This window comes from Photobacterium sp. GB-56 (genome assembly GCF_003026105.1).
Lineage (GTDB): Bacteria > Pseudomonadota > Gammaproteobacteria > Enterobacterales > Vibrionaceae > Photobacterium.
Genome location: NZ_PYNW01000016.1, coordinates 25108 through 37693, shown reverse-complemented (window position 1 = coordinate 37693; position 12586 = coordinate 25108). Strand labels below are relative to the sequence as shown.

Genomic DNA, 12586 nt, shown 5'->3' with positions numbered 1-12586 from the left:
AAAACTGAGCGTTAAGTATAAGCAAAGTGTATAACGTGAACATAATCGTTGCAGCTAAATGTGATCGCCTTCACCTGCAACTCGATATTATATAGCGATGATTAGTCGTTAATACCTAGCTCTTTGAGTTTTCTGGTGAGGGTATTTCTTCCCCAACCTAATAATCGAGCCGCTTCTTGTTTATGACCGTGGCTATGTTGTAGCGCCGTCTCGAGTAAGATTTTTTCAAACTCAGGTAGGGCTTCTGCCAATAGGTTTTCATTACCTTGCTGCAATTCTTGCTTTGCCCATTGCTGTAAGCTTTGCTGCCAATGTTGATTCTCTTGCTGAGTTGATAAAGTGGTTTGATTATTTTCCAGTAACTCAGGGGGGAGATCGCTAGGTAAAACCTCACTGCTGCTGGCCATGACAGTAAGCCAGCGACAAATATTTTCTAGTTGGCGAACATTACCCGGCCAATCCAGTGCTGCTAGTTGTTCGGTCGTGTCAGGGTGCAGGGTTTTGACTTCGACCCCTAACTCGTTGGACGCGCGTTGCAGGAAGTGGCGCGCCAGTTGAGGGATATCTTGGCGACGATCTTTTAGAGACGGTAAATGCACCCGAATAACGTTTAAGCGGTGAAACAAATCCTCACGAAAATCACCACTTGCGACAAGACGCTCTAGGTTTTGGTGCGTTGCTGCAATAATACGGACATCGACGTTAACAGGAGAATGCCCACCGACACGATAGAATTGCCCATCCGCTAAGACACGCAGTAAACGGGTTTGAATATCTAATGGCATATCACCGATTTCATCGAGAAACAGTGTTCCACCATTGGCTTGCTCAAATCGCCCCTGACGAACACTGTTGGCGCCAGTAAATGCGCCTTTTTCATGTCCAAACAGTTCTGATTCAATCAAGTCTTTGGGAATAGCAGCCATATTCAGGGCAATAAAAGCATTTTTACTGCGTGGACTATGGCGATGTAAAGCGTGAGCGACAAGCTCTTTACCTGTGCCAGATTCGCCGTTAATCAACACCGAGATGGATGAGCGAGAAAGGCGACCAATAGCACGGAAAACTTCCTGCATAGCAGGGGCTTCACCGATAATTTCAGGTACTGCTTTTATTTCCGTTTCTGGTTGCTGTTGACGTTTCTGCTCTTGGCTATGACTAACCGCGCGCTCAACCAAACTTACGGCTTCATCAATATCAAATGGCTTAGGGAGATATTCAAATGCCCCACGTTGATAGGCGTTCACAGCGGCATCTAAGTCTGAATGTGCCGTCATGATTATCACCGGTAAGAGTGGGTAATCTTGTTGTAAGAGTTTTAGTAACGTTAAGCCATCTGTTCCCGGCATTTTAATATCAGAGACCAATACATCTGGGACATTGCGCTCTAGCGCTTCAAGTACACTATCGGCATTGGCAAAGGTTTCACACTTCATGCCTGCTGTTATAAGTGTCTTTTCCATTACCCAGCGAATAGAGCTGTCGTCATCGACAACCCAAATTAATCCTTTGCTCATACGTTACTCTCCTATCGTTATTATTGTATTGGTAAATAGATCGTAAAGTTGGTGTGTCCTGGCCAGCTAATCACTTCAATTTTGCCGTTATGTTGGTCTATTAAGTTTTGCGAGATCGATAGCCCTAACCCTGTGCCATCAGCATTACCGGTTACCATTGGATAGAATAAGGTGTCTTGGATTTCTGCTGGGATCCCCGGACCATTATCGATAATTTCAATTTTCGCGGCGATACGGGCATATTTGCCTTGGATCAAGGCTTGATGGGCTGTGCGAGTTTTGAGTTTAATGATCCCGCCATTTTGTTTTTTTAGAACATGAGCGGCGTTACTGACAATGTTGAGTAAGGCTTGCTCGAGTTGTTCGGTATCCATTTCAATCTCGGGCAGACTTGGATCGTAGTCGCGCTCAATCACAAGGTTATTGTCGTTTTCCAGTATGACCAGCTGACGTACTTTTTCTAATACGAGATGAATATTATCGGTTTTTCTGATGCCTGGCCGTTGCGGGCCTAATAACCTATCGACCAAATTACGTAATCGGTCGGCTTGCTCAATAATCATTTGGGTATATTCGACATAACTAGGGTCGGGTAGTGCTTTTTCAAGTAGCTGTGCAGCGCCTCTTAAGCCACCTAGTGGGTTTTTTATCTCATGAGCTAACCCTCGCACTAATTCTTTCGCTGCTTGCTGCTGAGCTAATTGAGAGAGCTCTTGGCTAATACGACGTTGTTGATCGATAGGTTTAAGCTCCAGCATCACGAAAAGATTTTTTTGCCACGAAATAGGGCTGGCATTCAAGCTGAGAAGTTGACGCTGTTCATCAATCACAAAAGCGACATCGCTATCAGCTAGGCCTTGACCACTTTGCAGTGTGGCTGCGATTAAATCGAGATCAAGAGATGAATACTGTAATAACTCTGGTAACGTAATGCCCAGCAAACGGCGCTTACTCGACGATAACAGTTGTTCTGCGGCAGGATTGACATAACGAATCGTTAAGTGCTCATCCAGTAAAATGATTGCAGTAACAAGGTTGTCAATAATTATAGGGGTAAAAGCGGTAGTCACAATCAGCATCCTTGTTGATTACCTAAACCATCAATAGGCTTATTTAGGTCAAATGCACCAAATTGGTGCATCTGAGTGTAACCTGTTTATTGCTGATCGGGCACTGTTAATTGGTGAAACTGTGGATTAGCGAGGCTGTACTGGCATTGGCTTGTTCGCCTTCACTGTGGCTCGATGCAGATAAACGGTAATACTGTCTGACGATGCAATAACCTTGCCGCCTTTAACTAGTTGAATTTGTAATTGGTGGCTGCCACGATCAATGTTATCTAATGTCCAAGTGAGTTCTGTTTGAGGCTCGCCTTTCACCACGCCATCTAATACTAATTGCGCTTGGGTTTGATTGTTAAGTTTGCTGTTGGTGACCGCATGAATATTGATGATACCTTCGTTATTGCGGATGGTTTGCTCATGCATAGGCGAAACTAAACTGACGGTTGTAATGGTTTTTGCTGGCTCTTCTACCACGGTAATATCAGTGGTTTGAGTGTCAATAGTATCTGCGGTTTGTTCAATATTGCCACTGACTTCTGTCACGCTTAAAGGGTAAGCAGTGGCATCGGGGGTTTGAGGTTGATCGGTAAAGTGCACCACGCCATTTTCATCTGTCCATGAGTAGATGGTAGAGGCTTGGGCGGAACTCGCAGCGGTCCATATTAGGGTAATAAAAATTGGGCTGAGTAGATTAAAAAAACGAGAGAGTTTCATCCGTTAACTCCAAGTTTGTTTGCACGAACAAGAGTGGTCGTGAATAAGATTCATTATTGTCGTTGGTTTGCGGGTGACAACAAGATCAAAAAGGCCTGCTTGTGAAGCAGGCCTAAGTATTTAATGTTTAGTAATTAAGTGATTACTTAAACAGAGTAGTAAAGTTCAAACTCTAGTGGGTGAGTTGTCATGTTTACTTTCTCAACGTCTTGAGATTTCAGTGCGATGTAAGAATCGATGAAGTCATCAGAGAATACGCCGCCAGACGTTAGGAACTCACGGTCGTCGCTTAGTGCTTGTAATGCGCCTTGTAGCGATTCTGCAACTGTTGGGATTTCAGCTGCTTCTTCTGCTGGTAGGTCGTACAAGTCTTTATCCATCGCTTCGCCTGGGTGGATCTTGTTCTGGATACCGTCAAGGCCAGCCATTAGCATTGCAGCAAATGCTAGGTATGGGTTAGCCGCTGGATCACCGAAACGTACTTCGATACGACGTGCTTTAGGGCTTGGTACTACAGGAATACGGATAGACGCTGAACGGTTACGCGCAGAGTAAGCTAGCATTACTGGAGCTTCAAAGCCTGGAACTAGACGCTTGTATGAGTTCGTAGCAGGGTTAGCAAATGCGTTGATTGCACGCGCATGCTTGATGATACCACCGATGTAGTAAAGTGCCATTTCAGAAAGGCCGCCGTACTTATCACCAGAGAATAGGTTTACACCATCTTTTGCTAGTGATTGGTGAACGTGCATACCAGAACCGTTATCACCTACTAGTGGCTTAGGCATAAAGGTTGCTGTTTTACCGAATGCGTGTGCAACGTTATGAACAACATACTTGTAGATCTGAATTTCATCCGCTTTTGTTGTTAGCGTGTTGAAACGTGTTGCGATTTCGTTTTGACCTGCTGTTGCTACTTCGTGGTGGTGAGCTTCAACAACTAGACCCATTTCTTCCATGATTAAACACATAGCAGAACGGATGTCTTGTGATGAATCAACAGGTGCTACTGGGAAGTAACCGCCTTTAACACCTGGACGGTGACCTTTGTTACCGCCTTCGAAATCAGAACCGGTATTCCATGCAGCTTCTACGTCATCAATTTTGAAGAAAGAGCCAGACATGTCAGTGTTAAACTTAACATCGTCAAATAGGAAGAATTCTGGCTCAGGGCCGATAAGAACCGTGTCTGCGATACCTGTTGAACGCATGAACTCTTCTGCACGCTTCGCGATAGAGCGAGGATCACGGTCGTAACCTTGCATTGTTGCTGGCTCTAAAATATCACAACGGATATTTAGCGTAGCGTCTTCAGTGAATGGGTCTAGTACCGCGCTTGATGCGTCAGGCATCATTACCATGTCTGATTCGTTGATACCCTTCCAACCTGCAACTGAAGAGCCATCAAACATTTTACCTTCTTCGAAGAAATCAGCATCAATTTGATGAGATGGGATCGAGATATGCTGTTCTTTACCTTTTGTATCGGTAAAACGTAGGTCAATAAACTTAACTTCATTTTCCTGGATCAGCGCTAGTACGTTTTCTACTGACATCTTGAGTAACCTCCGGTGTTATATAAGGGCATGGCCGCAAATCTAGTGTTGCTCATTTCTGAGAATGAGCAGTTCTGAATGTTCTTAAGCGAAAACCATGCCAATTTTTAAAAGCTTTAAGAATGCGGTTTTTACGCATTGCTAAAGCTTAATTAATCCATTTTTGCACTATCTTGATGCATCGGTGCACTGTTTTGGTGCGACGATGTGTCATTAACAATAATAGAACATGCTTACTATCGCGATGTTAAAAATTATTGTCAATTCATAATCTCCTTAAAAAAGAGTTTTTATTATTAAAGGAGAACTGTGTGCCTCTAATGATGTTTTTATCCGTAGGGAGTGAGAAAACAGGGTTAAGTGGGGATTTATGGTCTGAATAGAAGGGTTCAAAAAAATAAAATCAGGCCAAAAAGCGAGTAAAAATGCGGCTCTAGAGCATGGTCATAAAAAAGCTGGTGATATAAATCACATATTTCGTGGGTTTTGGCGTAAAATCTGTTAAATTATGAGCCGTTTTTTTAATCAAGTAGCCTCTAGTGAAGATGCTGCATGTTCTGAGTGAATGTGAAACTAATGTCTAATCAATCGATCGATAAATTAAGAAATATCGCAATTATTGCTCACGTTGACCACGGTAAAACTACCTTGGTTGATAAACTTCTACAGCAGTCTGGCACGTTAGAGGGTCGCGGCGAAGCCGAAGAACGTGTGATGGATTCTAACGATATCGAGAAAGAGCGTGGCATTACCATTCTTGCTAAGAACACAGCAATCAACTGGAATGACTACCGCATCAACATCGTAGATACCCCTGGACACGCCGATTTCGGTGGTGAAGTAGAGCGTATCATGTCTATGGTTGACTCTGTATTGCTTATCGTTGATGCAGTTGACGGCCCGATGCCTCAAACTCGTTTCGTAACGCAAAAAGCGTTTGCATACGGTCTTAAGCCAATCGTTGTTATCAACAAGATTGACCGTCCAGGTGCACGTCCTGAGTGGGTTATGGATCAAGTATTTGACCTATTCGATAACCTTGGTGCAACTGACGAACAACTAGACTTCCAAGTGGTTTACGCATCAGCACTAAACGGTTGGGCAACACTAGAAGAAGGCGAAACTGGCGAGAACATGGAACCATTGTTCCAATCTATCGTTGATAACGTTGCAGCGCCTTCAGTAGATGTTGATGGCCCACTACAGATGCAAATCTCTCAGCTAGATTACAGCTCTTACGTTGGTGTTATCGGTGTTGCGCGTATTACTCGTGGTACAGTGAAAGCTAACCAACAAGTCACTATCGTAAGTGCTGACGGTTCTAAGCGTAACGGTAAAGTAGGTACAGTTCTAGGTTACCTAGGTCTTGAGCGTCATGAAGTTGAAGAAGCGAAAGCGGGCGACATCATTGCAATCACAGGTCTTGGCGAGCTTAAGATTTCTGACACTATTTGTGATCAGAACTGTGTTGAAGCGCTAACGCCTCTTTCTGTTGATGAGCCAACAGTTACTATGACTTTCCAAGTAAACAACTCTCCGTTTGCTGGTAAAGAAGGTAAGTTCGTTACTTCACGTAACATCCTAGAGCGTCTTCAAAAAGAACTAGTACACAACGTTGCACTACGTGTTGAAGAAACAGCTGACCCAGATAAATTCCGCGTATCAGGCCGTGGTGAACTTCACCTATCTATCCTGATCGAAAATATGCGTCGTGAAGGCTACGAGCTAGCAGTATCACGTCCAGAAGTTATCATCAAAGAAGAAGACGGCCAGCTAATGGAACCGTTTGAAACTGTGACAATCGACGTGGTAGAAGAGCACCAAGGCGGTATCATGGAAAATATCGGTCTTCGTAAAGGTGAGCTAACTGATATGGCACCAGATGGTAAAGGCCGTGTTCGCATGGACTTCATGATGCCTTCTCGTGGTCTTATCGGTTTCCAAACTGAGTTCATGACACTGACTTCAGGTTCAGGTCTTCTTTACCATACGTTTGATCACTACGGTCCTCACAAGGGCGGTACTATCGGTCAACGTAACAACGGTGTATTGATTTCTAACGCAACAGGTAAAGCACTGACTTATGCATTGTTTAACCTACAAGAGCGTGGTCGTCTATTTGCTGAGCACGCAGACGAAGTTTACGAAGGTCAGATCATCGGTATTCATAACCGTTCTAATGACCTTACAGTTAACTGCCTGAAAGGTAAGCAGCTTACAAACGTTCGTGCTTCTGGTACTGACGAAGCGCAAACTCTTTCTCCTGCTATCAAGTACACACTTGAGCAAGCACTAGAATTCATCGATAACGATGAACTAGTAGAAGTGACACCTTTAAGCATCCGTATTCGTAAGAAACTTCTTACTGAAAACGATCGTAAGCGTGCTGGTCGTACAAAGTAATTACTGATTAATTTCATTAGTTATTAAGCAATCCCTCGGTTGGTAACAATCGGGGGATTGTTGTATCTGAAGGGTGGAAATATGGGGGGATTGTGGCGAATGGCTGAAGATAAGTGTCGGACTGGGACATTAGGGGAAAGCAATGGTGAGCCGTTGGCGCTGACTCACCTTGTCGATAGCTTATTTCTTTAGATGACCAATAAAGCGGTTAGATTCTGCAATAGCGCTGTTCATATCGCGGATTGCTTGTTGGATCTCGCGTTGCAGTGAGTTGAACTCACCTTGTAGTGAGCCAATGGCGGCAGCATTTAGGTTATGCTTTAGGTATAATGTGTTATCACGCAAAGTATCTAACACTGGCTCCATTTTTTGCTCTGCACGTTTCATCGCAGATAGCATTTTTTGATACTGTACTTTGGTAGCGCGTAGCTTGTTTGCACTATCACGTTTCAGTGTTGCACTCTTATAAAGCGCAAGCTCGTCATTCCATTCTTCAAACAATGCATCAGCTACATCTTCAATAGCAGCGATACGATCTTTGACTTTATTTACTGCTGCTTCACTGTCTTTGTATTGATCATTAACGTCATTGTATGCGGCTTCTAACTCACCACCATTGAAATTATTTAATGCTTTAAGCCCTTCAAGCGCACTGGTAAATTGCTGTTGTGCATCTTTTTGTGCTGCGTTGGCGTCTTCTACCCGATCAACCATGATGTCACGTTTGTGGACGCCAACTTGCTCCATCGCTGAGTAATAGGCTGATTGACAGCCTGAAAGTAAGCTAACGCTAAGTAAAATAGCAAGAAAATAAGGCATGTTATGCTCCTAGTAAGGCATGCTGCGCTGAAATAAATCAATCTTAACGTTTGTTCTAACAAGAGAGAATTGATTGATAAGACGCAAATAAAGAGTTGAGAGAAGGCAAAAAAATGAAAGCCTTTTCACAATGTGTATAAGATTAATAGAACAAAGTTATAAGGCTGACAACAAACCAATGGCGAAGTTGCAATTAGGTCCCAAAATCCATCTGATGATGGATTATTTTTCGTATTTAATCCAGCGAGTGAATCATGATCGTTTAACGGTTACCGCAGGCTCAATGGCTTATGTCACTTTATTATCACTGGTGCCGCTCATTACTGTTGTTATTTCGGCGTTATCAGCAGTGCCAGTATTTGCAGGACTCGGTGAGCAATTACAAAACTTTGTGATCGAGAATTTCGTACCAGCGGCTGGCGCGGTCGTGAAAACCTACTTAAATGAGTTCGTTTCTAATGCTGGCAAAATGACGGCTGTCGGTATTGCGGCTTTGTTTGTGGTTGCCATGATGTTGATTTCATCAATAGATACCTCGTTAAATTATATCTGGCGAATTAAACAGAAACGTCGTTGGGTTATTTCATTTTCAATCTATTGGATGATTTTAACGTTAGGACCGATTCTGTTGGGTTCTAGTATTGCGGTAAGCTCTTACCTTGGTTCACTGGCATTGCTTGAACATCAAGCATTACACGGCCTTTTACAGCAGTCCTTACGCTGGTTTCCTTCTCTTATGTCTAGCTTGGCATTTTTATTGCTCTACTTATTAGTGCCGAATGGTAAAGTGACGTTCCGCCATGCACTGATTGGTAGTCTAAGTGCGAGTATTTTATTTGAGCTAAGTAAGAAAGGTTTTGCGATTTACCTCGCGCATTTTCATTCTTATCAGATGATTTACGGCGCCTTAGCTGCAATTCCTATCTTATTTGTTTGGATTTATTTATGTTGGTGCATTGTTTTACTGGGCGCAGAGATCACCGCTAGTTTAGGTGAGCGTGGTTTTTGGGATCAGGCGAATCAGTTATCATTACCGACAGAGCAAAAATCGGATGACACGTCGCAGAATATGAAAGAGGAAGAAAAATGATTGCACTGATCCAACGAGTTACTGAGGCTAGCGTGACGGTGGATGGACAGATCACTGGCGCGATTGGCAAAGGCTTGTTAGTGCTGTTAGGCGTTGAAAAAGGTGATGACGAAGCAAAAGCACAAAAGCTGCGTGATAAAGTGCTCGGTTACCGTGTCTTTAGTGATGACGATGGCAAAATGAATTTAAACGTGCAGCAGGCGGGTGGCAGTGTGTTGGTGGTTTCACAATTTACGTTAGCGGCGGATACTAAAAAGGGTATGCGGCCAGGTTTTTCGAGTGGGGCTACGCCTGTTGATGCTGAACGTCTTTATGAATATTTTGTCGAACAATGTAAGGTAAAAGAAATTCAGACAGAAACGGGTATCTTTGCTGCCGATATGCAAGTAGCACTAAATAACGATGGTCCAGTGACGTTTTGGCTACAAGTCTAGAAAATCACATTAGTATCAGATATACACCATAAACCGAGAATGGAAAGAGAGGGAATTCATGTTTCGATTAGTGACGCCTCAAACAGATGAGCAGTTGGCGAGCTATTACCATTTTCGTTGGCGGATGTTGCGTGAACCTTGGCAGATGCCACAAGGCTCTGAACGTGATGCGTATGATGAATTGAGTGAACATCGTATGATCATCAATAATCGTGATCAGGTGGTGGCGATTGGGCGTTTATATTTAACGCCTGATAATGAGGGACAAGTACGTTACATGGCGGTTGATCCTAATGTTCGCCGCCATGGTTTAGGTGGCTTAATTTTAATGGCTTTAGAGTCACTCGCAAGGCAAGACGGTGCTAAGCGGATGGTGTGTAATGCCCGTGAAGATGCTATTCCTTTTTATTTAAAAAATGGTTTTGCCAGTGAAGGTGAATTGAGTGATGAGCGAGGTCCTGTTCGTCACCAACAAATGCTGAAACATCTAGAGCCATTAAATGAAGTTGTGCGTCATCCTGAATGGTGTCAGGAGTTACAAACACTGTGGCAACAACAGATCCCGATCAGCGATAAAATGGGGATAAAAATCAACCAATACACAGGTTATCGCTTTGAGGTGAGTGCGCTGTTTAATGCTAATTTAAACCCCAATGAGTTTATGTTTGCGGGGAGCATTTTTACCATGGCAACCTTAGCGGGCTGGGGTTTTATTTGGTTATTGCTGAAAGAACGTGGATTAGAGGGCAATATCATTTTGGTTGATAGCCATATCCGTTATTCAGCCCCTGTGACTGAACGACCTAAAGCGGTGAGCACCATAGAAAACTTACGCGGTGATATTGATCGCTTAGCGAAAGGTCGTAAAGGTCGTATCAGTGTCGATGTGAATGTGTATAGCGGTGGTAAAGTTGCTTCCAGTTTTACCGGTACTTATTTGATCTTGCCGCTACACGTTGAAAACGAATTCACTTCTATTTGATCGGCATGCCAACGACGATCGACTTGTTGGCAGTTTTCCTTTAATACCCACTCCAGTTGTTGCTGTGTTGGGAGCGCCAGATCCCATTGACTGGTGAGTGATAGGCTAAAATTATCATTGCTTGCGAGCCAAGTAGGAATGGTAATTCTTCCCCTTTCAGCCGTGATATTCAGTGGCGATAGTATTAATGCTTGAGCATTACTATCGCTATTTTCATTGCTGCTACCTAATACCGTACCGAGTAAATTCCCTTTTGTTTTCCAATGAGTAAGTAATTGGGTTGGTGCAATATTATCTAAATGAATATCTCTAAAGGTGAGAGCGGTTTGTCCAGATAAACTGTAATTGAAGCTTTGGCGATTACTTGCTAATCCTTGTGCGTGTAATGTTCCGTCAATTTTACCGTTTAATGGCAGTGGTAATTTGAACCAACGATAAATGAGAGCAGCGGGAACACTATCGCTAGAGATAGAAAGAGACCAAGGCTGACCTTGTTGTGCTAATTGAATATCCGCATTAGCTGTTAGCATGCCATCAGTAAAAGGTAAGACAAATTTATTGATCGCCCAATCGCCATTGGCACTGCTCATTTCTACAATCGGATCGATAAAAACAATTTGGTTGATGCTGGCAAAGCCAAGGCTGGTATCAAGGTTGCCTTGCCATAAGCCCCATTGATGCTGATGCTTTACTACTACACCATTACCATCAATGTTGATCCCGGCGAGTTGAAACGGTAGCTGAGTGTCTGTTGATGTTAACTGTATATTATTGATATCAAGCTTATCGATAGTTAGCTCTGATAGCCTTGAGGTTAATGTTTTTGTCGTATGGAACCAGTGTGGAGGAAGAAAGCCTTTTATTCCTGAGGCCAACAATTTTTTTAGTTTGATCTTGTCAGGTGAAATGTCGCCATCCATACGTATATAACCATTGAGTAACTGAGCCGAAATACCCTGACTGTTGATCTTTTCCGGCATGAAATTCAGCTCAACGATCGGTTGTTCAAATACGATATCGTGCCATTTCGCATTACTGGCACTGACAGATAAATGGGCGTTATCTTGTTGCCAGTAACTGTTAGGCCATGACCAGTTTTCTAATGACAAACTAATATTATCAGCAGCCCAAATAGGTTGTTCAATACTACTATCTAAAACGTCAGCGCGTTTAATCATGATATGACGAACGGGTGTGGCATCTGCTAACCATTTCGGCCATGCGGCTAATGGTTGTGATTGTTGGATGCGAAGGTTGGTTAGCGTGAGTTGATCTAACGTTAATAACTGGGTGTCACTGTTATAGTTTGCCGTACCATTAAAGTTCGCTTGTTGCCATCTCCCTGAAAATCCTGTCAGTTGCCACTGTTGCTTCTGTTTTGTCCCGTTTAATAACAGATTTTCTAGCGTTTGATTGTGCCATGTTATTTGAGGAACGCTTAATTGAAACTGCCCGCTAAATTGCAGCCACCAAGGTTGCTGAGGATCAATATATTGCCAATTATCGATTTGAAGCTGTGCATGGTTGATTGTTATCGCGGGAGTGGCTATTGAGAGATCATTAATTGCTAAACGATCAATAGAAAAGGCTGAGAGTTGTTCAAATTTATCCCATTGCTGATGATGTAAATCGATCCCATCAATAATGACATTGGAAAACACCAGACGCTGCTTTTGTAATGAACGTGATGAAAGTTCGAGAGTGATACTGTCAACTGACAATAAGGTTTTATTCGCCTTTTTTACGGTGAGTGGTTGAAGCGTTATTTGTAGTGGTTGTTTTATATCATAGTGTAATTGTGTTTCAGCTAACTGATAGTGGGAGAAAAAGGCGAGGGTATGGTTGAGTATGGGAGTGGCATAGCGGGTTTGCAGCAATACGAGCAGTGCCACAATACTCAGTCCGCCAAGCAGTAATACAGAAGCAATAAGTTTGGCAACCCAACGCATAATTCATTCCCTGAAAGCCATTAACACATTTTATTATCTATATGATGAGATTGGCGCA

General features: G+C 43.1%; 10 protein-coding genes. 4 read left to right on the top strand and 6 right to left on the bottom strand.

The features are described from left to right. Positions 1-101 precede the first annotated feature (101 nt). The 4 genes from glnG to glnA form a co-directional block, all read right to left on the bottom strand. Positions 102-1517, bottom strand: coding sequence for a nitrogen regulation protein NR(I) (glnG, locus tag C9J42_RS17590; RefSeq protein WP_107287855.1), 1416 nt, complete (start codon positions 1515-1517; stop codon positions 102-104). Between the two features lie 20 nt (positions 1518-1537). Continuing rightward, positions 1538-2587: a nitrogen regulation protein NR(II) gene (gene glnL / locus C9J42_RS17585; RefSeq protein ID WP_107207787.1), complete on the bottom strand. Its 1050-nt coding sequence runs from the start codon at positions 2585-2587 to the stop codon at positions 1538-1540. 126 nt (positions 2588-2713) lie between these two features. After that, entirely contained in the window at positions 2714-3295 is a 582-nt protein-coding gene (locus C9J42_RS17580) for a DUF4124 domain-containing protein (protein WP_107261161.1), read from the bottom strand. Positions 3296-3441: 146 nt separating this feature from the next. After that, positions 3442-4851, bottom strand: coding sequence for a glutamate--ammonia ligase (gene glnA / locus C9J42_RS17575; protein ID WP_005372511.1), 1410 nt, complete (start codon positions 4849-4851; stop codon positions 3442-3444). Positions 4852-5427: 576 nt separating this feature from the next. Between glnA and typA the strand changes: the two genes are divergently transcribed. Further along, a complete protein-coding gene (gene typA, locus C9J42_RS17570; RefSeq protein ID WP_107207785.1) occupies positions 5428-7254 on the top strand; it encodes a translational GTPase TypA in 1827 nt (608 codons plus the stop codon). A gap of 180 nt (positions 7255-7434) precedes the next feature. Here typA and C9J42_RS17565 read toward each other — a convergent pair whose 3' ends face one another. Then, on the bottom strand, positions 7435-8073 hold the full coding sequence (locus C9J42_RS17565; protein WP_107207784.1) for a DUF2959 domain-containing protein: 639 nt from the start codon (positions 8071-8073) through the stop codon (positions 7435-7437). A 178-nt stretch (positions 8074-8251) separates the two neighbouring features. On the opposite strand from C9J42_RS17565, the gene C9J42_RS17560 reads away from it, so the two are divergent. The 3 genes from C9J42_RS17560 to C9J42_RS17550 are packed head-to-tail and all read left to right on the top strand — an operon-like array spanning position 8252 to position 10579. Continuing rightward, entirely contained in the window at positions 8252-9163 is a 912-nt protein-coding gene (locus C9J42_RS17560) for a virulence factor BrkB family protein (RefSeq protein ID WP_107207783.1), read from the top strand. Further along, on the top strand, positions 9160-9597 hold the full coding sequence (gene dtd / locus C9J42_RS17555; protein ID WP_107287854.1) for a D-aminoacyl-tRNA deacylase: 438 nt from the start codon (positions 9160-9162) through the stop codon (positions 9595-9597). The genes C9J42_RS17560 and dtd overlap by 4 nt, the downstream gene beginning before the upstream one ends. 58 nt (positions 9598-9655) lie before the next feature. Next, on the top strand, positions 9656-10579 hold the full coding sequence (locus C9J42_RS17550) for a bifunctional GNAT family N-acetyltransferase/hotdog fold thioesterase (protein ID WP_107207782.1): 924 nt from the start codon (positions 9656-9658) through the stop codon (positions 10577-10579). Here the strand turns inward: C9J42_RS17550 and C9J42_RS17545 are convergent. Next, positions 10531-12528 (bottom strand): AsmA family protein, encoded by a 1998-nt coding sequence (locus C9J42_RS17545; protein WP_107302213.1) that lies wholly within the window; start codon positions 12526-12528, stop codon positions 10531-10533. The genes C9J42_RS17550 and C9J42_RS17545 overlap by 49 nt on opposite strands. Positions 12529-12586 lie beyond the last annotated feature (58 nt).